Source organism: Pseudomonas sp. LFM046, assembly GCF_000949385.2.
In the GTDB taxonomy this organism is placed as follows: Bacteria; Pseudomonadota; Gammaproteobacteria; order Pseudomonadales; family Pseudomonadaceae; genus Metapseudomonas.
Window position 1 is genome coordinate 2,608,418 of the sequence record NZ_JYKO02000001.1, and the last position, 21,827, is coordinate 2,630,244.

Here is a 21,827-nt window from a genome sequence, read left to right on the forward strand (position 1 = left end):
TAGGGATGGCCGGTAAGATCGTACATAACTTAATTCGACATACTTGAGTCCTGGAAGGTCATATGCTGGATCTCAGACAACTTCGTTATTTCGTCGCCGTGGCCGAAGTCGAGCACGTGGGCAAGGCAGCGGAGCAGTTGCACATTTCCCAGTCACCGCTGAGCCGGCAGATCGCCCAGCTGGAAGAGCGCCTCGGCCTGCAACTGTTCGAGCGTAGCCAACAGCGACTGCGCCTGACGTCCGACGGGCGCACTTTCCTGCACGAGACCAAGGCGCTGCTCAAGCATGCCGAGCGTCTGGAGTCCCTGGGTCGTCGCCTGGGCCGGGGCGAGACGGGCGGGCTGTGTATCGGCTACGTCAGCCATGCCATCCATGCCGGCGTGCTGCCCGATGCCTTGCGCCGGGTGCGCGAGGAGCGACCGGGCATCCATATCGCCCTCTACAACCTTTCGGCCCGGGAGCAGTTCGAGGGCCTGCGCCAGCGCAGCCTGGACATTGCCCTGGTCTGCGAGCCGCCGGAAGCTGACGACCCTGACCTGCTGGCCTCGCCGGTGTTCAACGACCCGCTGCACCTCGCCTTGCCGCTGGGGCACCCGCTGGCGGACAAGGCGGCGATCGAGCCGGCGGACCTGCACGAGCAGGACTGGATCATGGTTGAGGGCCACTTGCAGCAGAGCCGTCGCGAGCATTTTCTGGCCAGTTGCGTGGAAGCCGGGTTCACCCCGCAGATCCGCCTGGAGGCCGCCGAGCCGCTGAGCGCCCTCGGGTTGGTATCAGCCGGTCTGGGCCTGGCGCTGATCCAGCAAAGCATCGGAGGCGAGCGCAATCCCAACGTGGTGCTGCGCGAGTTGCCCTGGCTGGGGCAGAGCACCGGGCTATGGGCTGCCTGGCATCGCGTCGACCTGCGGCCGATCGTGGGGGACTTCCGCGAAATGGTGCTGGCGGGCGCCCAGGTCTGACGAACAGATGGAAGAGACTTGATGATGTGTTAGGTCTCAAGTCTGTCGAATTATGACTTGGACGGTCTCAGTTGGGCAGGCATAGGATTGCCGCCACTGGAGTTCACAAGCGACTCCCCCCAACCCGGAGAACCCCGTCATGAGTCTGAAGTCCCTGATCCCCACCCGCCTTGGTTTCGGCACCGCGCCGCTGGGCAACATGTTCCGCGCCGTGCCCGCCGAGGAAGTGCAGACCACCGTCGACGCCGCCTGGAACAATGGCGTTCGCTATTTCGATACCGCTCCCTTCTACGGCGCCGGCCTCTCCGAGACCCGCCTGGGTGCCGCCCTGGCCAACCGCCCGCGTGGCGAGTACGTACTGAGCACCAAGGTCGGCCGCGTCATCCTCGACGAACTGGAAGACCCGGCCGCCCGCGAGCTGGGCGAGAAGAGCGGCCTGTTCGAGCACGGCAACCGCAACCGCATCGTCAACGACTACAGCGCCGACGCCACCCTGCGCTCCATCGAGGACAGCCTGAAGCGCCTGGGCACCGACCACCTCGATATCGTGTGGATCCACGACATCGCCCAGGACTTCTACGGCGACGAATGGCTGACCCAGTTCGAGATCGCCCGTACCGGCGCCTTCCGCGTGCTCACCCGCCTGCGTGAAGAAGGCGTGATCAAGGCCTGGGGGCTGGGCGTGAACCGCGTCGAGCCCATCGAGCTGACCCTGGACCTGGACGAGCCGCGCCCCGACGGCTTCCTGCTCGCCGGCCGCTACTCGCTGCTGGACCATGAGCGCGCGTTGCAGCGGGTGATGCCGCAGGCGGTGGAGCAAGGCGTCGGCATCGTCGTCGGCGGCCCTTACAGCTCGGGCGTGACTGCCGGCGGTGAACACTTCGAGTACCAGAAGGCCAGCCCGGCCGTGCTGGCGAAGCTGGAGCGCATCCGCTCGGTGGCCCGCGACCACGGCGTCGACGTGAAAGCCGCCGCCCTGCAGTTCGCCCTGGCCCACCCGGCCGTGGTCGCCGCGATTCCCGGTTCGACCCGTCCGCTGCACGCCAACGAAGACCATGCAGCGCTCAGCGCCGTCATCCCGGCCGCGTTCTGGAACGACCTGCGCGCCCAGGGCCTGATCAGCACCGTGGCGCCTGTCCCGACTGTTTGAACCCTCAGTCGCCGGGCCTCGCGGCCCGGTGCATCACAGCCCATCATCGAATCATTTGGGGCCAATGCCCCGGGAGAAACATCATGGCCAAGGCCACTGCTTTCATCGACCTCAACACCGACATCGACCAGGTCTGGCAACTGATCGGCGGCTTCGACTCGCTGCCCGACTGGCTGCCGTTCATTCCGCAGAGCGCGCTCAGCGAGGGCGGCCGCGTGCGCACCCTGAAGAGCGTCGCCGGCGACACCATCATCGAGCGCCTGCTGGACTTCAACGAAGCCGAGCGTCGCTACAGCTACACCATCCTCCGCGGGCCCGCCCCGGTCCGCGACTACGAAGCGACCCTGCGTGTCCTGCCCGGAAACGATGGCCAGGGTTCCCGCGTGGAATGGTTCGGTTCCTTCATCCCCGAGGGCATCAGCGACGCGGAAGCCACTGCGCTATTCACCACCATCTACGAGGATGGCCTGGCAGCGCTGAAGCGAGCCATCGAGAGCTGATGGATTGAGGCGCCCTGTGTGACGGCAAGGTGTTCGCCGCCGGGCAGGGTGCTTTCATCTGAGCGACCAGACGCGCACCGACGGCCAGCCAATCATCGGCCACTGGCGCCTTCAGCAGCACGAAATACGCGAGTGCGGATACCGAGGCCACGGCGGCGCTGATGACGAAGGCCGAGAAGAATGATCCGCTGAACTGGACACTGATGACTTTCCGTGCAGGCCAGCGCAGCGGACCGCGAACCTTGATGCCTAAGGATGGAGTTAAGGAGGCGTCAGTGAACATAACGTCGATTATGCGAAGCAAAATCCTGTCGCGATTTCTTGAAGAGTGGACTTAGGTAAGTGGCTGAAAAATAAATAATAAGTTTTTGAAAGCTGGAGTCTAGACGTTGAAAGTCGCCTCTCTTCCAGCTTTTGAAAATCATCCCCCTGTTCCTTGAAGTCCCAGTCTGGGACTGGCGGTTAACAGTCCCAGACTGGGACTACCTAGTGCTACAGAATAATCGGCTCCGAATAAGCAGTCTGGCGGCGTAAAGCTAAAAAACTCCCTCAATTTGTTTTGACTGAATTGAGCTAATTGCAATGCTGGCGATTTCTCCCGTCATTGCATCGAAAAAATACGCTGATCTCACCTCGGCAAATCTTCTATCAAATCAAATTCTGAAGATTCTTGACTGCGGGACCTATATGGTCTCTAAGTTAATTATGAGGCTCCTGATTCACTTTCTAAGTTGAGGGCGCAGCGTCATCATTTTTTCAAGTTGATGGAAATAACTGTGCATTTCATGGGGGCACATGTCATGAGTCGCGTCGACTTAAGGGAAGGGCTTGTGGTGGTGGCCAAGGGGGCGGTCTGTAAGGTTTCTAGGGTTATTAACGTCGATAATATTTCGGTCGTCAGCCAGAAGGAGGGCAAGCGGTTCATAGTTTCTCTTGATGAAATAGAGTTTTTCCCGGCGGTCACTGATGAAGGGATTGCATTGATTTCGCCGGAACTTGATGAGTTGGCTAGCAATGTGTCCGAAGATGAGATCACCCTAACAGAATTGCGCTTTGATGTAATGGGGCGATATTTGCGTGGGGAGATTGGTCTAGCGGAGGCTCTCACCGCCCTGGAAATGAAGAAGTCGAATTTTTACAGATTAAGGAAAAATTATAGCGAGGAAATTGGGGTGATTTCGCTCTTAAGATATAGCAGGGGGAATTCAAAGGGCTCTCTAAAACTTACGGGTGTAGTTGAAAAATATATTCAGGAAAGCATTGATGAGGTTTATTCAGGATCATCCGCCTCAATTTCTAAAGTCTGGAGTGATGTTGAGTCTAAATGCTTGAGGGACGGCATTCCATATCCCTCAATGACTGCAGTTAGAAAGAGAATAAAAATGCGGGACGAAAAAGAGCTTTGCAAGAAAAAGCACGGCGCTGATGCAGCGAGTCAACGGCATGATGCTAGACCAGGTAAGAAAATTTTTTCTCGCCCCTTGGAAAGAGTGCAAATGGATCACACGCTGGTGGATGTTATCCTGGTTGATAATGTTCGACGCCAACCTCTTGGAAGGCCATGGCTAACAGTAATCATCGATCAGTACACTAGGGTTATTCTTGGGTACTACCTCAGTTTGCATCCCCCGTCTGCTGTTTCTGTTTCAAGTGCAATTTATCATGCCGCATTGCCGAAAATCTCATTCTTGCAGAAATTGGGCATCGATATTGAAAGGTATCCGTACTACGGGGTTCCTGAAATCATTCATATGGATAATGCGAAAGAATTTAGAAGTAAGAAATTCGAAAGTGCATGTATTAGGAATGGTATAAAGTCAGAGTGGAGGCCAAAAGGAAAGAAGCACTATGGTGGCCACGTGGAAAGGCTTATCGGAACTTTTATGACCAGCAAGGTACATTTTTTACCAGGAGCGACATATTCAAATGTCGTAAAGCGGCGTGGTCACGATAGCGATAAAGCATCGGCCTTGACTTTCAAGGAGTTCACGAAATGGTTTGCCAAGGAAGTGTGCATATACCATGGGCGAAAGCACTCAGAACTAGGTTGTTCACCTGCATCAAAGTGGGCTGAGCATTTTGGCGCTGGCGGCGATACGCCTATGCACCCACCTATAGTTTCAAATCCATTTAAATTTAAGCTTGATTTTATGCCCGAGGAAACTAGAAAGATCGGTCGAGAAGGCATCAAATTCAATAAATGCCTCTACTGGGATGCGGCGTTGCGGTTCCACGTGGGGAAGGCGGCGATAATGATTAAATATGACCCTTTTTCTTTGGGTACAATATGGGCATATCTCAATGGGGAATATATCCCTGTCCATTTCTCTGATGTTACAAAGGCTGACTTCAGCCTCGAAGAATATCGTGCTCAAAAGAAACATAGTCGAGGTGGAGGGCGCACGCCCGCTGGTGGGCTGGAGGATCATTCCTTGGCCGAGTATGTGCACGAAAACAAGGAGCTGGTGAAGCGTAGTCAGAGCGAAACGAAAAGGGCTCGCAAGGCAGAGGCTGCGCGCACTGAGTATCTTTCGTCTCAGCACAAAGAATCGAATGAAATTGATGTGCCTGCCGATAAAGCAGACAGGGCTGATCGGCCGAACTACTCGAGAAGAGCGACCCTATTCAAGGGTAAGAGTTATGATTAATGGTCAGCATTTGGATTCCTGTCGGAGAAAACTTCTGAGTTTAAGTGATGATCTTCGTATAATTGAGATTCAGAAGGATCAATCCTGGATAGATTATCCGCAGTCCGAGGATGTATTCAGGGTTATAGATAATATACTGAGCGTTCCCGACAGGAATCAGGCTCCTTGTCTGCTGGTTCACGGAGAGGGTGGTACGGGAAAGTCTAGTATTGTCAGAAGATTACAAACCTTTAAGCGGTTTAGTGACAAGCTGGTTTTCCTTGATCTGTCGGTGAAGCCGGATGGACTTAAGTTTCCAGAGTTGATTGCTCGTGCACTAGGAATGCCAGGGGGGCTTATAAAGTACTCGAGATCAAATCCCAATGCTTTGCCTGTTGAGTTATTGCAGATAATCAAACTTAGAAAAATCAAAGGAATTGTTCTTGATGAGTTGCATGATGCATTTTTAGTGATGCGTAACGATCAGTTGAGAAATCTTTCGTTGATCAAGGGGCTTTCGAACGCGCCGTATGGCCTTTCCATTCTTGGCTTTGGAACATCGTCTGCTCTCAGTTCACTGCAGAGCGACAGTCAGTTTTACCGAAGATTTAATACGATTAAGCTTCATGATTGGTCGGATAGCAATGATTTCCGATCTTTCCTTCTTGGAATCGAAAGCCATATCCCTCTGAAATTGCCTTCTTTGCTGGATTCAGAGGAAATTACCGGCTTTCTGCTGGAAAGAACTGGAGGTAGGATGGACTCTGTTGTTCAGATAATTCGTTCCGCAGCATGTTATGCAATTAGAAGTGGCGAAGAAAAGATCACGCTGAGCCTGATGCGTAAGGCGTACTCAAGCCCTTGGGGTTATTAGTTGCAGGGAGATTCAATGAAAATATTTGGCCTTCCAATTGTTAGGTATGACGAGTGCTTGGCGTCATGGCTGGTTAGGTCGGCAAGTGTCATTGGTGAAGAGGATGTATTGCGTTTTTCACAATCTCTTGAGGATCCTGATTTTGATCTCAATAATGAGATGGTAATTGACTTTCTTTCAAGGGTGGGGGTGGATCCTGAGTCTGCTAGGCGCTGTTTTGGGGCTCAGACTAACTGGCTATTCCCTTGGGAAAATCGCGCAGCCTATTGTCTTCTGTGCATGCAGGAAGACGTTGCCTCTGGCAGATCTCCTTATTGGAGAAAAAGTTGGTGCTACCTCCATTGCCCAATATGTGTAAAGCACAGGACTTTATTGGTGCTCGCTGATCCTAATAGTATTGGCTTGCAAAAATCCTGGATTGTATTTGTCGAGGAGTGCAATGATAAGTACGATCGAAAAACAAGAAATGAGGTGCAGTGGAGACAGCCAGGTGCACCAACTAAAGCAGTGATTTTGGCCTTGAGAGTTCAGGGCTTTCTAACTGCCGTGCACAAAGCCGGTTTTATAAAGATAAGAGGAATGGATCGTCCTGTTCGTGGGGCAGATATCCTGGCGGTGGCACGCCTACTGTTGGAGAACTTTCTATTTCCACGCTTGCGCCCACCTTGCGGTGATGGTGTTGCTAGGGCCATGCAATCTGGATTTCCACGAATTAGCGGGATCAGATCAATAGAGCACGCTAAATTGTTAGGGTGTTCGGATTGTAATGTCTATTCGCGAATGACAGCGCTCATCTTGGTGGGTTGCGTGTTTAAGCTCTTTCCGGCGTCGCGATTTATTGATGTGCGAATGTCACTTGGCCTGCATAGTGACGTCTATAGTGGCGAAGCTTACGATATAGCGCGCTACGGTATGAGGTTGTCGTCGAGAAGGGAGATTGGTTATGCAATGGAGATATTGAATGCACTTCCGGAAGACTTGAAGATATATTTGGAGGATTTTATTAATGGTCTTGCGCGAAGCAGGCCAGAATTGTTATTCGGCTGAGTAGTTCTCTTTATTCAAAGGAGTTCCACTGGATTCTTCTGGAGTTGCTCGGTGAATCTGCACATCTCCCTCGGAGGATACGCTCCATTGGACTTGGTGCTGAGGAGCCTGCGGGCACTGTCTCGAACATCATCAGATTGGCAAGCACTGCTAAGGCATGCGTTATCGTCTTCACGCGTGCGGAGGGGGCGAATAGACATCGGCTGGCTGGGGGCGCAGCAGGCGCGCTAAGCCGCATCGCGCCACCGGAGGGCAATAGCGAACCCTTCTGGTCCCATGCGTCGCCTGAGGAGTGCCTATAACTCTCCTGGTGTAGTTCCCTACATGGCGGTTAGTTTCACCACCTTCAACGATCTCGAAATAAAATACTGCAAATCAAGAAGTTATTGGCTGATTATTCAGATTTGACTGAGCTATGCGAAATTATGCGAAATTTCACAATTTCCAGCGTAAGAGAATGCACACATCGCCGTTAGCACGCCCCTCGTTTCCCGCGACGCATCCGCATGTGGTGTGTGCGCCGATTGACGGTGCAGCTACCGTCCAATACCCTAAGGCCAAGACCATAACCCCCACGCCTCGGACAGGATTCTTCCCGAACTGCGCACCAGGGGGTTTGTTGTTAATAGGGAGCTCAGATTGCCTCCCTTAAGCTAGGTGTTGTGGTGCGCTCAGTACACGCTCCCAATTGCGGACGCAAAGGTCCCGGCAGGCCTGCTCCGCCCCGCCAAAGCAGCGCTTCGACACCATGGCCATAGCGGTTTCGGTTCGGTAACTGATTGGTTGCCCATACTCGTCCAACAGCACGCCCCCACTGGCCCGCAATAGCGCGTGGCCGGCCGCCACGTCATGGGCTGACACCGGGTACAACGACACCGCGCATACCGCATCGCCGGCAGCGACCCGTGCTAGGCGATATGCGATGCTTGGCATGCCATGAAATCGAGCGGGTGCGCAGAGTTCGGCATTAAGCTGCGGCTTGGTCGCTGCAGCAGCACTGACCATGACGGTTGTCTGCGTGTCCAGGCGTTGCTGACGCAAATCGACCGAGACGGGATCACCGTTCCGCAAGAGGTACCCCATCCCTTCAGTCCAGGCGATGCAATCGGCGCCACGGTCCTCGGTGACTGGCGCATATACGATACCGAGCACTGGAAGTGCATCGCGCAACAGGCCAACCGAGATTGCCGAGCCGTTCCGGCCTTTCAGGAAATCGCTGGTCCCGTCGTTGGGATCGACCACCCAGCACCACCGGTGTCCAGTGAGGGTATGCCCGGTTTCTTCGCCCCAGTAGTCGCAATCCAGTAGATCCAGGAGTACCTTGCGCAGGCGCTGCTCAATCTCCATGTCTACAGCAGCCTTGTCATCCTGACCGCGCGGACCGTCAGGGCGGAGCCATTCTTCGACCAAGAGTTGCCCCGCCAGAAGTACCTGGCTCATAGCCTGGCTGAGCAGGGCGGGAAGGTTGAGTTGGCGTGTCATCAGCACCTCTATACAGAGCCGATTTAGCTCATTGGGGGGCAGCATCCTCTGGAGGATGACCTAAGATCTTCAGCTGCGTGTGGGCTTCGACCAGGCGTTCTTGGAGGCTCTGTACCTGCTGGTCGTGAGCGTCCTTGGCTTCCCTCAGGCGAGCTACTTCACCTTGCAGCGTATCGCAGCGCTCCCGCAAAGCACCGTTCTCCTGCTCGACCTGTGTGCGGGTCTGCATCTCACTGGCCAGGGTCTGTTGGCGCTGCTCCAGTTGCTGCTGCAACGAGTGCAGGTCTTTCTGTTGCTGACGAGCTTCCGCCAGCAGGCGGGCGTTGTCGCGGTTCAGTTGGGTTAGTTCGTCCTGCTTGATCATCAGCGTTTGTTGCAGCTGCCGCAGTTCCAATTGCAGCTGCTGCACCTGCGTCTCGTGACGGCGCTGGTCTTGCTCACGCTGCTCTTTAGCGGCTTGACGGTAGTGCTCCAAAGCATCGCGCGCATGCTGATGCTTCTCCGCCAGCGAACGAATTTGTCCGTCACGATCCTGTAACCGTGCTTCCAGGTCGCGGTTGGCCTGGAGAAAGCGAGCGTTCTCGACCTCGGCCTGCTGGCGGACCTGTCGCTCCTGCTGAAGTGCCTGCTGCGCAACCTGCAACTGCTCGGTGAGGCCTGCGCATTGGGCTTCGGACTGGTGGCAACGCTCCTCTGCTTGGCTGAGGCGATCTTGGTAGCCTCGACGCTCGCTGGCCAACTGCTCGCGCTCTGCGGTTACCGCCGCCTGTGCTTCTTCCTGCAGCCGCTCTGCCAGCTGCGCGACCAAATTGGCCAACTGACCACTGAATGGTATGGGGGCAGCGCTGCGTCCCTGATCAGCAGCCTCCAGTTCCTTCAGATAACGGTGAATGGTGGTCTTCGAACCGGTATTGCCCAGTTCGATACGCACTGCATCGATGCTCGGGTGCTCGCCACGGGCGAGGAGGGCGGTACGGGCTTTCTGCACCACCGCCTTGTTGATACCACCACGTGCCATGCCAGTCTCCTACGATTTCGTACTGTTCTACATACTATGTATTTACATTCTATTTGTGCTGCATTCTTCTCGCCAGATCGTGTCTAGATTAAGATTGGATAATCACGAATTATCCAAGGGGAGGCTGCGTCTTCCCCGATTCGGGGTCGAATCGCGGTACGCCAAGCGGGGGAGGGGCGGTGAATCACAACGTTGAGCGCTACCTGCAGGCGGGCACCCGGGCTAACACCCGACGCAGCTACCAGCAGGCGATCGAGCACTTCGAGGTGAGCTTGGGCGGCTTCTTGCCGGCGACCAGCGACCCCATCGTGCGCTACCTGGTCGACCACGCCGGCACCCTGGCCAGCAGCACCCTCAAGCTGCGCCTGGCCGCCCTGGCGAAGTGGCATGTCAGCCAAGGCTTTCCCGACCCGACCAAGACCCCGCTGGTGCGCCAGGTGCTGAAGGGCATCCGCACCCTGCACCTTGAAGCCGAACAAGCTGGCTGGAGCGGGCCGGGACGCAAGCGCGGGCCGAGGGAGACCTGCCGCGCCTGCTGCGCTGTTGGCGTAATCGCGCGTTGCTGCTGATCAGTTTCTGGCGCGCCTTCCGCAGCGACGAGCTGTGCCGGCCGCAGGTCGAGCAAATCCAGGTGCGGCCGGGGGACGGCATGCAACTGTTCCTGCCCTGGAGCAAGGGCGACCGTGACAACCAGGGACAGACCTAGAGTGCGCCGGCGCTGGCCCGCCGGTGCCCGGTGCAGGCTTACAACGACTGGATCAGCCTGGCGGGGATTGCCCGCGCGCAGGCCAGTTCCCGCTGCATGGGGTGTCTAGCCTAGCCCTGCGCGACTAATAGCCCCGATGAATTCCGGGCAAACTCCAATTCCCGCTCCCCGATCTCCCGGCCTGCTCCGCGAGGCCCCTTACAGGGCGCCTGATGGCCTTTCAGGTTCGACGGGCATTGACGCTGCATAGCGCTCGCCGGGACAACCTATCTGCCCGATACGATAAGCCTGCCGATCCATGGCCAGTTAGGCTTCAGCCCATGCAATCGGGAATCCGCAGGTGCATGCCTAGGGGTGCTATCCGATGCCTTTACATCGGTCCTTTCTGTTCGTCCTGATGACGACCAGTGCGGATCCTCACCGTGTCGCTACGGGGCAAGAACAAGAGGAAACGGCAAATGTTTGATCTGAACAAAATCGTCGAGCCCGTGCTCGGCCTTCAAGGGCTGGAAGCTGATCTGACCGAAGAAGAACGTGCCATTCAGGAGGCGGCTCACGGCTTCGCCCGAGACGTGATGCGTCCGCTCGGAGCCACGCTGGACAAGATGACCGCCGAAGAAGTGGTCGCCCCGGGATCGCCGCTGTTCGAATACCTGCGGCAGGTGCATGAGTCGGGTCTCCTTGACCTCGCCGCAATTGCCGGCATGGACAACCAGCAGAAAGCCCGCATCATGCCGATCATCTTCGAAGAGCTTGGCTGGGGTGACTCCGGCCTGGCCATCGCCGCCCTGGCGTCTTCCTTCCCCGCATTCGCGGCGCACAATACCGGCGATGCGGAAATCATCGAGCGATTCGGCTCGCTTCCCGGCTGCTGGCTGGCGACCCAGCCCGATCGCGGCAGCGATGCCGCCGACATGGACGGCAGCATCGTTCAGCCCGGAACCCGGCAGTCGCGCGGCAATCTGTATGCGCGGGTTGTCGGCGACGAGGTCATCGTGCAGGGCCAATCCTCCGCCTGGGTCTCCTATGCGCCCCTTGCGCAGACAGCGCTGGCTTACATTCCCTGCGACTACGGCCAGGGCCTGGAGCATGAGAATGGCCGAGGGCTGAACCACATCGGCATCCTGATTCCGCTCGACCTGCCGGGCGTCTCCAAGGGCAAACCGCTGGAGAAGCTGGGCCAGCGACCACTGCCCCAGGGGGAGCTGTTCTTCAATGAGGTGCATGTGCCGAAGAAGTACGTGATCGCCGAGGGCGATGCGGCCATCACCAGCTTCCTCAGCGCCCTGACGTTCGGCAACATGGAAATGGCGGCGACCTTCACTGGGGTCGCCCGCGCGGCCTACGAACATGCCTTGGCCTATGTGCACGAACGCAAGCAGGGCGGAACACCGATCATCAATCACCAGAGCGTGCAACTGCGCACCTTTGACCTGTGGCAGAAAGTCGAGCTGTCGCGCGCCATCACCCAGCGGGTGTTTGCCTACAACTACAGCGACAAGGGCCCGCACCTGGCCGCGTCGATCACCAGCAAGACCTATGTCACCGAGACCGCCTTCCAGGTGGCCAGCGAAGCGCTGCAACTCTTCGGTGGCAATGGCCTGACCTGCGAGTACCCGATCGAGAAGCTTCTGCGTGATGCACGGGCATCGATGATCGAAGACGGCGAGACCAACACCCTCAAGCTCAAGGCCATGCATTGGCTGAGCCGCGCTTACCAGCGCAACCACTGACCATCCGATAGCCCTCCGAAAAAACTTCCTCGGGACTGCCTAAGTGCGGCCCCGGGGAGACGGCTGCGCCGACGAAAGCCGGCCGTCGCGGCACTCTTGCACGGGAGCACAGTCGCCATGCGCATCATCGAACACTTCGATAACGCGGTCCGTTTCTATCCGAACAACCTGGCCTTCGTCGACGTCGGCAACGACGCCGGGGCGCTCACCTATGCCCAGGCGGCAACCGTGACCCAGGCGATCGCAGGCGCGATCGCCCATAACGGGTTCAACGAAGGCGGCCACGTGGGCATCCTGGCGCCCAACTGCAGCGTCGCGTTTCTCGCCCTGCTGGGCGTGTTCCGCGCCCGCTGCGTCTGGCTACCGGTCAATCCGCGCAATACGGTGGCGGCCAACGCGGAGCTGTTCAGTGACTTCGACGGCGAGCTGCTGTTGTTCCACAGCGTCTACGCCAAGGAAGCCGCGCAACTTAAAGCGAGCTGCCCCGGCCTGCGTGAGCTGGTGTGTATCGATGGCGATTGCGGCGTGGGCATCTCCCTCGCGGCCTGGTCGGAAGGCGCGCGGCCGAGCTACACCCCGGAACCGGGTAGCGGCAGCCTGGACGACATTTTCGCGCTCTATCCCACCGGCGGCACCACCGGGCGCTCAAAGGGCGTGATGATCACCCATCGCAACGTCCACACCTTCTTCAGCAATTTCTACGCGCATTTTTCCTATCACGACGATACCCGCCACCTGGTGGTGGCGCCGATGACGCATACGGCGGGGCTCAGCGGTTGCCTGCACTTCGCCCGTGGCGGCACCAACGTCATCATGGCCGTGGCCCAGCCCGAGGCCATTGTCGATGCGATCGAGCGCTATCGGGTGACCCATCTGTTCCTGCCGCCGACCGTGCTTTACATGCTCCTGGCGCTGCCGGAGATCCGCCAGCGCGATTTCAGCTCCCTGAAGCACTTCCTGGTGGGCGCCGCGCCGACCTCGCTGGAGAAACTGAAGGAAGCCGTGCAGGTTTTCGGCCCGGTGATGTCCGAGGCCTTCGGCCAGTCCGAAGCACCGGCAGCGATCACCGCCAAGGCGCCCTGGGACTACCTGCAGGCCGATGGCTCGATCAATGAGGCACGCCTGCAATCCATCGGCCGGCCGTGCGTGCTCAACAGCGTGGTCATCCTCGATGACGAAGGGGTGGAAGTGGCGCGCGGCGAAGCGGGGGAGGTCTGCATTCGCGGGGATCTGGTGACGCCGGGCTACTACAAGAACGCGCAGGCCACCGCCGAGGTGCGCACCCATGGCTGGCACCACACCGGCGATGTCGGGGTCATGTCCGAGGACGGCTACATCACTATCGTCGACCGCAAGAAGGACATGATCATCACCGGCGGTTTCAACGTCTATCCGAACGAGATCGAGCAGGTGCTGACCGGCCACGAGGCCGTGCAGGATTGCTCGGTGATCGGCATCCCCGACGAGAAGTGGGGCGAGGCGGTGAAGGCCATTGTCCAGCTCAAGCCCGGCAAGGTCTGTGCGGAGGATGATCTGATCGCCCTGGTCAAGGAGCGCCTTGGCAGCGTCAAGACGCCCAAGAGCGTCGACTTCATCGAACAGCTACCGCGCAGCCCGGCCGGCAAGGTGCTGAAGACCGAGCTGCGCAAGGCGTACTGGTCGGGAAAGGCTCGCGCGGTGAATTGACCCGCCGCTCCGTCGCAGCCCCCCAGCCAAGGGGGGCGGCCTCCAGCCGCCGCTGACCTATGGTGGCGCCGACAACGCTGCGTCACCGGACCTGCTTCCCCAGCTTTCCCAGGCCCCATGCGCAGTGACTGATACTCGCACTGAGCACTGGCGGAGAGCAGCCGAATGAAAGAGGTCACGCACAACTCATCGATCATCGGCGCCTACGCCATCGCGATTGCCGAAGCCCTGGAAAACCTGGGTGTCGTCGCCGAGGACATCTTCCACACCTGCGGCCTGTCATTGCCCACCACCACCGATCCTCTGGTCCGCATCGACAACCAGACTATCTCGCGACTCTACGCCGCTGCGGTGCAGGCCAGCGGCGATCCCGGTTTCGGCTTGCGAGTCGGAGAAACGATGCGTCCGGCCAATCTGCACGCCATGGGCTTCGCATTGCTGTCCAGCATCTCGATTCGAGATTTTGCCCAGCGCCTGAGTGCCTTCTACCGGGTCGTTTCGCAGAACGCCGATATCCGTTGTGAAGAGCGCGGCAATCAGTTCCTGCTAATCAGTACCAGCACAAAAGGGGCAGACACCTGTTTCGAGACGCAGGATGCCTACATTGCCCTGGTCACCAACCTGCTGCGAACCATTTCCGGCAATCGCTTCCAATTAAGGACGCTCGAACTGACGCGGCCGCAGCCGGAAGGCCAGGCACAGAGGTATAGAGACTATTTCCAGTGCGATATCGGATTCGATCGGCCTGAGATCATCATGGTGATGGACGTCGCACAGGTGGACAAGCGGTTGCCGGGTGCCAACGAGGAACTCGCCCTTGGCCATGATCGAACGGTGATGGAGTATCTGCAGCGGATCGACCGCAGCGACATCGTCAATCGCGTACGGTCGCTCATCAGCGAAGAGTTGCCCGTGCGGGCCCTGAACAAGGACCGGGTGGCCGAGCAGCTGCACATCAGCACCCGCAACCTGCAGTTGAAGCTTGCTGCGCGGGACACTAGTTTCCAGGAGATTCTCGACAGTACCCGCCGCGCGCAGGCCCTGGCGATGATGTCGCGCAGCTCGGTGTCGGTAACCGAAGCGGCCTTCTCCCTCGGCTACACTGAAGTGAGCAATTTCACTCGCGCCTTCAAACGCTGGACAAACCAGTCGCCACGACAGTACCGCCAAGGCCTCGGGCTGGAGCGCTGAGCCGGGTGGGCCGGGCGGCTCGGCGCTCCAGCCCCCCCCCCCTGGCAGGTCAGTACTTTTTCAGAATATGCACGAAGCCGGCGCTGCCCAGGCCGCCGTTGTGCTGCAGCGCGACCCGGGCCCCCGGCACCTGCCGTGGGCCGGCCTCACCGCGCAGCTGCCAGGTCAGCTCGGTCAGCTGGGCCAGTCCCGTCGCGCCCAGTGGATGCCCCTTGGCCAGCAGGCCGCCCGAGGGGTTGATCACCCAGTCGCCGCCATAGGTGCCGCGCCCGGCTGCGACAAAAGCGTTCAGCTCCTCCTGCCGGCACAGCCCCAGCGCGACATAGGTGGCCAGTTCGTTGCTGGCGAAACAGTCGTGCAGTTCGATGACGTCGACATCTTCCGGGCCGATGCCGGCATCCTCATAGGCTTTGTTCGCCGCATCGCGACTCAGGGCCTGGAACATGACATCCATCACGCTGCCTTCGAAGAAAATGCTGCGGTCGCTGCTCCATCCGCGACCCGCCAGGCGTACGTCGGCGCGGACGCCATGGGCACGGGCGAACTCCGGGGTGCAGACGATCACGGCGGCGGCGCCGCAACTCGGCGGGCAGGCGTAGTTCTTGCGCAGCCCACGGAAGAGGGGAGCTGTAGAAAGTATCTCTTCGACCGTCAGTGGCGTACGGAAGATGGCATTTTCGTTGTTGGCGGCGTGCCTGCGGGAATTGACGCAAACCGCCGCCAGGGTCTGCTCGGTCACGCCCATCCCGAGCATGGCATCGACCTGGGCGCCGAACATGCCGACCGCCGGCGGCACGGCGCGCTCCTCGGGGCTCATGTCCATCATCCTGAAGATGGCCTGCTCATGCCGCGCGATCGGGCTCGGCTTGTCGGGGAAGAGCATGTTGATCGCCCCCGGCGCCATCTGCTCGAAGCCCAGCGCCAGCGCGCACTCCACCTGCTGCCCCTGGACTGCCTGGACAGCCAGGGCGAAGGCCGACGAGCCGCTGGCGCAGTTGTTGTTCACGTTGAAGATCGGGATGCCGCTGATATCCACCCGGTAGAGCGCCGCCTGCCCCGCGCAACTGTCGCCGTAGACGTAGCCGCAGAAAGCCTGCTCGATCAGCGCATAGTCGATGCCCGCGTCCTTGAGTGCCGCACGCGCGGCCTGTTCGCCCATGACATCGTAGCTTTCCGATTGACCCGGCTTGCGGAAGGGCACCATGCCCACCCCGGCGATAACGATTTCGGTACTCATAGTGACCTCTTGGCTGTTCGTGGACGCTGGTTCTGCCTGCGTGCAACCGAGTATCCACAAAGCCCCGCGCCTTGGAGCCCGCGCGTGTCGAGCTGATAACAAGTCAGGCCTCCAGGGACAAATCCGTCTGCCGGGCGCCCGCAATCTGCTCGTTTCGGGATAAGCGTTCTGCTTGGAAGGACAAGTCCGGGGGCCGGGCGCGGGATTAACGTCAGGGCCAACAAGAACGCCAATGTGGCCTGTGTGAGGAGAATCAACGTGGATTTCACTGGAAAAGTTGTCATCGTGACCGGCGCGGCCGGTGGCATTGGCCGTGCTTCGGCGATCCAGTTTGCGCGCCTCGGCGCCAAGGTGGTGCTGGCGGATGTCAATGAACGAGGCCTTCAGGAAACCCTGGAGCTGACCGGCGGCGAAGCCCTGGTGGTGCTTACCAACGTGGCCGATGAGGCGGCCTGCCAGGCCATGGTCGACAGCGCCATGAACACCTTCGGGCGCATTGATGTGCTGTTCAGCAATGCCGGTATCTCTGGTGTGCGCGGGCGGACCGCCGAGTTGACCCCGGCACAATGGCGCCGGGTCATCGACATCAATCTCAACGGTGTCTTCTACTGCGCCCACGCGGCGATTCCGGCCATGCTCGCCGGTGGCGGCGGCGTGATCATCAACACCGCCTCCGTCGACGGTCTGGTGGGCATGTCCACCCTGTCGCATTACACCGCGGCGAAACACGGTGTGATCGGTCTGACCAAGGCCTGCGCGCTGGAGTACGGCAAGCGAAACATCCGCAGCGTCGCCATCGCGCCCGGCTTCATCCAGACCTCGATGACCACCGACAACCTCAGCGAGAGCGAGCGTGCGCTGTTCGCCTCGCTGGCCTCCCACGTGAGCCGCGCGGGTCAGCCGGAAGACGTGGCCAACCTGGTCACCTGGCTGGCTTCGGACCAGGCGGCCTATGTGAATGGTTCGGTCCACACGGTGGATTCTGGCCTGATTGCGGGATTCGCTCTGCCGGAATGACTCCGCGCGTCCGCTGCCGTCCCCTGGAGGACGGCGGTGGCCGTTTCTGCTTCGCATGCTTCTCGCCGCTAGGGGGGACAGATGTGCGGAGCTGCTTTATTCTCGTGCGGCTAGCCCCTGGAGAAGAGTCCGCGCACATCAGGCTGTTGCAATGCCCAGAAACCTTTCCCGCCAGGATACAGCCTGGATAAAGTGGCGGGCCGAGGCATCGCGTGCCACGCTGAGCAGCGGTGCAAGATCGCAAAGTGCCCAGAGCATGACCTTCTCCCCATAACAAGAAAATGCCCAGGCATTGGAGTCGTCGGCCATCGCTGGCGCGGCCCGATCACCCAGTGCACGGGACCGCAGAGAGGCATCGCCAACGTGGATCGGATAGAGCCCGAACTGGTTCTCAAGACAACGCCACCGCGCAATCAGAAGGGTACTCAGATGCGCGAGCGGCTCAGCATTGACTCGCCCGAGCTGGCTGACCGCTTGGCCATTTCGGTGCACGCTCCGGCCGGTTTCGGCAAGACCCTGCTGCTGGCGCAATGGCGCCGCGAGTTCCTCTCCCGCGGTGCGGTGGTCGCCTGGCTGACCCTCGATGCCCATGACGATGGCAGCCGCTTCGTCCATGGCCTGGCCGCTGCCATGGCGCTGGGCAGCGGGCGGCAGTCTTTTGCGGTGAACGCCGGGCGGACGATGCCCCCTGCCAGGGACGGGCTCGACGGCCTGACCGACTGGCTGGCGGAAGTCGCTGACCTCGGCGTGGAAACCGTGCTGATCCTCGATGAGGTCGATACGCTGCCCGAAACCACCACCCGTTATTCGTTGACCTATCTCCTGCACAACGCACCGGCCAACCTGCGTGTGATCATGGCTTCGCGCAGCCGTCTGAAGTTGCAGGTGGCGGATTTGCTGGCGCGCGGACTGTATGTTGGCATCGCGGCCGATGCCCTGCGTTTCCGTGTCGAGGAGACCGTGGCGATACTCGCCAGCCGCTTTGGATCGCGCATCGATCCGGACGGTTGCGTGCATCTGCACGAGATAACTGAAGGTTGGCCGTTGGGCCTGCAACTGGCGGTTGCCGCCATTGAGAAGAGCAGCAATCTGATAGCCGCCATTGACGAGTTCTCGGCCTGTTCGGGCGATATCCAGCGTTACTTCGTCGATAGCCTGGTCGCCCAGTTGCCGGCCGAGCAGGTGGAGTTTCTTACCTGTATTTCGCTGCTGGACATGGTCCATCCATCGCTGTGCGCGGCGCTCACCGGCGATGAGCGCGCGGATCAGCTGTTGCGCGGCTTGTGCGCGTCGACGCCAATTTTTGCCGAAGGGCTCGACAGCGACTGGGTGCGTATCCATCCCCTGGCGCGGGAGTTTCTCCAAGCACGCTTTGCCGGCCTGTCGGCCGAGCACCGCCAGTTGCTGCATGAACGGGCGGCCAACTGGCTCGAGGAACACGCATTCTTTGAGGAGGCTGCGCGCCAGTCCCTGCAGGCCGGCCAGACGGAACAGGCTTATCGAAACATCGAACGCTGTCTGTACGAGATCACGATACGTGGCCAGTTCGGCCGGGTTAAGGACTGGCTCGACGAACTTCCCGCCGAGGAGGTGGAGTCGCGCCCGAGGATGTGCGTGGCCGCCGCGTGGGTTCTTGCGCTGAGCGAGCGTCATGTGGAGGCGCTGTGCCTGGTGGACCGTATCCAGCAGGACCCGGCCGCCGACGAGGACATGCGCGGGGAAGCAACGGCCATCGCCGCCGCGGCCTATTACTTTGCCGACCGCCCGGACGAGTCGTTGCGAATCGCCGCGCCGTGGATGGAAAAGCTGCCGGCCGGCTCGATCAAGCTGCAAGCCATGCTCGCCAACCAGGTCGCCGTACTCCTGCTGCTCCAGGGGCAGCCCGAGAAGGCGCGGCGGGTCTATCAGCGGACCCCAAACTACGTCTGGACGCCACAGCTCGATGCCATCCGTGGATTCGGTAAATGGGTGTTCGGCATGTCGTATCTGTGCGAGGGGCGCATCCTGCAGGCCGAAGCCGCGTTTCGCGACAGCCTGGCGCACGCCGAAAAGGACATCGGGCGGCGCAGTTCGATGGCGGTGATCCTGGCCTGTGGCCTGGCCACGGCGTTGCTCGAACGTGGTGAGATTCAGGAAGCGACCACTGTGCTGGCCAACCGGCTGGATGTGATCGAGCGCCTCGCGTCGCCGGATGCGATCTCAATGGGTTTTCTCACCGCGGCGCGGCTGGCCGCGTTGCAAGGGCAGCCGCATCGTGGCCACGACCTGCTGGAAGCCTTGTCGGCTTTGGGCGAAGAGCGCGGCATCCCGCGCTTCTGCATAGTCGCCCTCGGCGAGCAGATCCGCCTGAATGCATTGCATGGCCGGGGCGACACCTGCCAGGCACTGTGGCGACGATTGGAGAAATGGATACCCGAAGCGGTGCGCCAGGTGCACGGGCTGCTCGGATCGGAGCTGGGCATCTCGGTCGGCCTGGCCAGGATCTATGTCCACCTTGCGGCGCGGGACTGGCCGGCCATGCTGTTGGAGCTGAACATGACCAACGAGATCGCCGAGCGCTTGCGTCGGGGCCGCGAAGTGGTCCAGTTGAAGCTACTCAAGGCGTTGGCCCTCAAGGAATCCCGGCTGGACGGGCTGCCTAGCCTGAAGGAAGCGATCAGCCTCGCCGATGAATACGGTTTGCGGCGCATCGTTCAGGACAGCCACCCTGACCTGGCCCGCTGGGCAGAGCAGATTCGTCTCGACGGCACCCCGTCACCGACGGAGAACCTAACTCCAGCGGCACAGCCTGCGCGTCTGGAGGCGGTTCCCATGGCCGTGTCGCCTAGCCGCCTGCTCACCCCCAAGGAGCGCGAAGTCCTCCAACTGCTGGCGCGCAATCTGTCGAACAAGCAGATCGCCCAGGCGCTGAATGTCGGCGAGGAAACCGTGAAGTGGCACCTGAAGAACCTCTTCGGCAAGTTCCAGGCCGGCACCCGCAAGCATGTGGTGGATCGCGCCTACATGCTGGGCATTCTCGAATCGGCAGGTTGAGCTGGCCACTGTGGGAGCGACTTCAGTCGCGATGCGGGCCTGACGCGACGATTCGCGAATGAATTCGCTCCCACAGTAGGGTGCGCTGTCTGGCGCACCCTACAACCGCGCTCGGTGGCCCGGATGCCATCCGGGGAAATCCAACCGCCGCTCCTGGATTTCATCCGGGCTACTGTTCTCTCCTGCCTCCTGCACAAGCCCCCGAAATCCATGCCCCCCAGGCACCACCCATACCCCCTGCCGTTGGGGGTGGCGACAGCGGGAACTACCCATAGTCTGACTCGCAAGTCGAGGCACTGCTCCCCTAAAGGCGGGCGGGGTGCCTCTTGTATCGGGTCGGCGAACGACTTTCCGCTGAATGCGGGTAATCGAGGGGTAGGGTCATGGCAGATAGCGTGCTGGTCGCAGGGGTGGGGATGACGCCGTTCGTTCCGCTCGGCACTTGCGACAGTACCGCTGCGCTGGCAGGCCGGGCGATTCGCGCGGCGCTCGAAGATGCCCGCATCGACTACGACCTGGTCGACCAGGTGTTCACCTCGTGCGTGCAGTGCGAGGCAGGAAGCGGCGAGCGGGTACTCGCCCACGTTGGCCTGACCGGCGTGCCGATTTTCAATGTCAGCGATGGCTGCGCGTCGGGCAGTAGCGCCCTTCAGTTGGCGCGCCACGCGGTGCTCTGCGGCGAGGCCGAATGTGTCTTGGTCCTGGGCTACGAATGCATGCCGGCAGGTGTGACCAACCGCGCATTCTTCGGCATGGATGAATACCCCAGCGTGGAGTGGGACAGCCTGCACCATCGCAGCGACCCCTTGGCATCCCTTCACCGCCGGCAGCATCCGGCGGCGCTGTTCGCCTCCCAGACCAACTGGCTGCTGACCCGCATGGGGATTGCCGAAAGCAGTTTCGAGCAAGTGCTCGGCCATGCCCGAGGCCAGGCCAGGATCAATCCCTATGCCGTGCTGAATCGCTCGTCCTGCTTCGACGGCTGGCTCGCTCCCTACCTTTGCCCGCCGGCCTGCGGAGCTGCGGCGGTGCTGCTCTGTTCACGGAGCTTCGTGGCCCGCTACGGCGCCCGTCGCGATGTGGCCCTGCTGAGCTGCGCGCGCAGCAGCGACACAACCTCGGAACTGGAGTCTGCCAGCGTGCTCGACGTGCTCGGGCGCGCCGCCACCCGCCGGGTGGCGCAAAAGGCCTACGAGCAGGCCGGTATCGGGCCCGACGAGATCGAAGTGGTGGAACTCCATGACCAGAGCGTCGGTGATTTCATGATCAACAGCGCCGCCCTGGGTTTTTGCCGTGAGGAGGAGCTGGACCAGTTCCTCCTGCAGAACTTCAGCACGCGTGGCCGCCAGGTCGCGGTATGTCCCTCGGGCGGCCTGCTGGGACGCGGCCACGCGCCCGGCGCCACGGGGCTGGCGCAGATCACCGAGCTGGTCTGGCAACTGCGCGGCCAAGCCGAGGGCCGCCAGATTGCAGGCGCGCGTACCGCGCTGCAACACAGTTCGGCATTGGGCCGATCGGTATCGGTAACCGTCCTGCAACGCACATTGGGCTGAGCGGGCACGGGACG

At 60.2% G+C, this 21,827-nt stretch carries 17 protein-coding genes; 14 read left to right on the forward strand and 3 right to left on the reverse strand.

Annotated elements, in window-relative coordinates:
- The first annotated feature begins 62 nt into the window (after positions 1–62).
- The 6 genes from TQ98_RS12110 (at position 63) to TQ98_RS27605 (ending at position 7,157) form a co-directional block, all read left to right on the forward strand.
- Positions 63–959, forward strand: a complete 897-nt coding sequence (locus TQ98_RS12110; protein ID WP_044872750.1) for a LysR substrate-binding domain-containing protein — start codon at positions 63–65, stop codon at positions 957–959.
- Between the two features lie 139 nt (positions 960–1,098).
- Positions 1,099–2,109, forward strand: a complete 1,011-nt coding sequence (locus tag TQ98_RS12115) for an aldo/keto reductase (protein ID WP_044872749.1) — start codon at positions 1,099–1,101, stop codon at positions 2,107–2,109.
- Between the two features lie 83 nt (positions 2,110–2,192).
- Positions 2,193–2,609: an SRPBCC family protein gene (locus tag TQ98_RS12120; RefSeq protein WP_044872748.1), complete on the forward strand. Its 417-nt coding sequence runs from the start codon at positions 2,193–2,195 to the stop codon at positions 2,607–2,609.
- Between the two features lie 800 nt (positions 2,610–3,409).
- Positions 3,410–5,257, forward strand: a complete 1,848-nt coding sequence (locus TQ98_RS12130) for a Mu transposase C-terminal domain-containing protein (RefSeq protein WP_158249354.1) — start codon at positions 3,410–3,412, stop codon at positions 5,255–5,257.
- Complete coding sequence (locus TQ98_RS12135; RefSeq protein ID WP_158249355.1) at positions 5,250–6,110, forward strand: TniB family NTP-binding protein; 861 nt, start codon at positions 5,250–5,252, stop codon at positions 6,108–6,110. Before TQ98_RS12130 ends, TQ98_RS12135 begins: the two co-directional genes overlap by 8 nt.
- 15 nt (positions 6,111–6,125) lie before the next feature.
- Positions 6,126–7,157 carry a TniQ family protein gene (locus TQ98_RS27605; RefSeq protein ID WP_146036007.1) on the forward strand — a complete coding sequence of 344 codons (1,032 nt, stop codon included), beginning with the start codon at positions 6,126–6,128 and terminating at the stop codon, positions 7,155–7,157.
- 648 nt (positions 7,158–7,805) lie between these two features.
- Here the strand turns inward: TQ98_RS27605 and TQ98_RS12140 are convergent.
- Together TQ98_RS12140 and TQ98_RS12145 are read right to left on the reverse strand one after the other, a co-directional pair.
- Complete coding sequence (locus TQ98_RS12140) at positions 7,806–8,639, reverse strand: inositol monophosphatase family protein (RefSeq protein ID WP_044872746.1); 834 nt, start codon at positions 8,637–8,639, stop codon at positions 7,806–7,808.
- A gap of 28 nt (positions 8,640–8,667) precedes the next feature.
- Positions 8,668–9,657 carry a DNA-binding protein gene (locus tag TQ98_RS12145; RefSeq protein ID WP_044872745.1) on the reverse strand — a complete coding sequence of 330 codons (990 nt, stop codon included), beginning with the start codon at positions 9,655–9,657 and terminating at the stop codon, positions 8,668–8,670.
- A 179-nt stretch (positions 9,658–9,836) separates the two neighbouring features.
- Here TQ98_RS12145 and TQ98_RS12150 point away from each other — a divergent pair, with 179 nt between their 5' ends.
- From TQ98_RS12150 to TQ98_RS12165, 5 genes are all read left to right on the forward strand, one after another.
- Positions 9,837–10,226, forward strand: a complete 390-nt coding sequence (locus tag TQ98_RS12150; protein WP_082073235.1) for a hypothetical protein — start codon at positions 9,837–9,839, stop codon at positions 10,224–10,226.
- The gene (locus TQ98_RS27765; protein WP_158249356.1) at positions 10,217–10,363 is read left to right on the forward strand and encodes a hypothetical protein; all 147 of its coding nucleotides are present in this window, start codon (positions 10,217–10,219) and stop codon (positions 10,361–10,363) included. The genes TQ98_RS12150 and TQ98_RS27765 overlap by 10 nt, the downstream gene beginning before the upstream one ends.
- A 458-nt stretch (positions 10,364–10,821) precedes the next feature.
- On the forward strand, positions 10,822–12,096 hold the full coding sequence (locus TQ98_RS12155; protein ID WP_044872744.1) for an acyl-CoA dehydrogenase family protein: 1,275 nt from the start codon (positions 10,822–10,824) through the stop codon (positions 12,094–12,096).
- A gap of 117 nt (positions 12,097–12,213) precedes the next feature.
- The gene (locus TQ98_RS12160) at positions 12,214–13,782 is read left to right on the forward strand and encodes an AMP-binding protein (protein WP_044872743.1); all 1,569 of its coding nucleotides are present in this window, start codon (positions 12,214–12,216) and stop codon (positions 13,780–13,782) included.
- Between the two features lie 165 nt (positions 13,783–13,947).
- Positions 13,948–14,973, forward strand: a complete 1,026-nt coding sequence (locus TQ98_RS12165) for an AraC family transcriptional regulator (RefSeq protein WP_044872742.1) — start codon at positions 13,948–13,950, stop codon at positions 14,971–14,973.
- Positions 14,974–15,022: 49 nt separating this feature from the next.
- On the opposite strand, the gene TQ98_RS12170 is transcribed toward TQ98_RS12165, so the two are convergent.
- On the reverse strand, positions 15,023–16,210 hold the full coding sequence (locus TQ98_RS12170) for a lipid-transfer protein (RefSeq protein ID WP_044872741.1): 1,188 nt from the start codon (positions 16,208–16,210) through the stop codon (positions 15,023–15,025).
- A 258-nt stretch (positions 16,211–16,468) separates the two neighbouring features.
- Here TQ98_RS12170 and TQ98_RS12175 point away from each other — a divergent pair, with 258 nt between their 5' ends.
- The 3 genes from TQ98_RS12175 (at position 16,469) to TQ98_RS12185 (ending at position 21,813) form a co-directional block, all read left to right on the forward strand.
- Positions 16,469–17,227 (forward strand): SDR family NAD(P)-dependent oxidoreductase, encoded by a 759-nt coding sequence (locus TQ98_RS12175; RefSeq protein ID WP_052659206.1) that lies wholly within the window; start codon positions 16,469–16,471, stop codon positions 17,225–17,227.
- A 429-nt stretch (positions 17,228–17,656) separates the two neighbouring features.
- Positions 17,657–20,260, forward strand: a complete 2,604-nt coding sequence (locus TQ98_RS12180) for a LuxR C-terminal-related transcriptional regulator (protein WP_242443095.1) — start codon at positions 17,657–17,659, stop codon at positions 20,258–20,260.
- A gap of 383 nt (positions 20,261–20,643) precedes the next feature.
- On the forward strand, positions 20,644–21,813 hold the full coding sequence (locus TQ98_RS12185; protein WP_044872739.1) for an acetyl-CoA acetyltransferase: 1,170 nt from the start codon (positions 20,644–20,646) through the stop codon (positions 21,811–21,813).
- Positions 21,814–21,827: the final 14 nt, after the last annotated feature.

What these genes read in the sequence shown, in the direction of transcription:
- TQ98_RS12110 (WP_044872750.1), top strand. Translation starts at nt 63, where the DNA reads ATGCTGGATCTCAGACAACTTCGTTATTTCGTCGCCGTGGCCGAAGTC.
- TQ98_RS12115 (WP_044872749.1), top strand. Translation starts at nt 1,099, where the DNA reads ATGAGTCTGAAGTCCCTGATCCCCACCCGCCTTGGTTTCGGCACCGCG.
- TQ98_RS12120 (WP_044872748.1), top strand. Translation starts at nt 2,193, where the DNA reads ATGGCCAAGGCCACTGCTTTCATCGACCTCAACACCGACATCGACCAG.
- TQ98_RS12130 (WP_158249354.1), top strand. Translation starts at nt 3,410, where the DNA reads ATGAGTCGCGTCGACTTAAGGGAAGGGCTTGTGGTGGTGGCCAAGGGG.
- TQ98_RS12135 (WP_158249355.1), top strand. Translation starts at nt 5,250, where the DNA reads ATGATTAATGGTCAGCATTTGGATTCCTGTCGGAGAAAACTTCTGAGT.
- TQ98_RS27605 (WP_146036007.1), top strand. Translation starts at nt 6,126, where the DNA reads ATGAAAATATTTGGCCTTCCAATTGTTAGGTATGACGAGTGCTTGGCG.
- TQ98_RS12140 (WP_044872746.1), bottom strand. Translation starts at nt 8,639, where the DNA reads ATGACACGCCAACTCAACCTTCCCGCCCTGCTCAGCCAGGCTATGAGC.
- TQ98_RS12145 (WP_044872745.1), bottom strand. Translation starts at nt 9,657, where the DNA reads ATGGCACGTGGTGGTATCAACAAGGCGGTGGTGCAGAAAGCCCGTACC.
- TQ98_RS12155 (WP_044872744.1), top strand. Translation starts at nt 10,822, where the DNA reads ATGTTTGATCTGAACAAAATCGTCGAGCCCGTGCTCGGCCTTCAAGGG.
- TQ98_RS12160 (WP_044872743.1), top strand. Translation starts at nt 12,214, where the DNA reads ATGCGCATCATCGAACACTTCGATAACGCGGTCCGTTTCTATCCGAAC.
- TQ98_RS12165 (WP_044872742.1), top strand. Translation starts at nt 13,948, where the DNA reads ATGAAAGAGGTCACGCACAACTCATCGATCATCGGCGCCTACGCCATC.
- TQ98_RS12170 (WP_044872741.1), bottom strand. Translation starts at nt 16,210, where the DNA reads ATGAGTACCGAAATCGTTATCGCCGGGGTGGGCATGGTGCCCTTCCGC.
- TQ98_RS12180 (WP_242443095.1), top strand. Translation starts at nt 17,657, where the DNA reads ATGCGCGAGCGGCTCAGCATTGACTCGCCCGAGCTGGCTGACCGCTTG.
- TQ98_RS12185 (WP_044872739.1), top strand. Translation starts at nt 20,644, where the DNA reads ATGGCAGATAGCGTGCTGGTCGCAGGGGTGGGGATGACGCCGTTCGTT.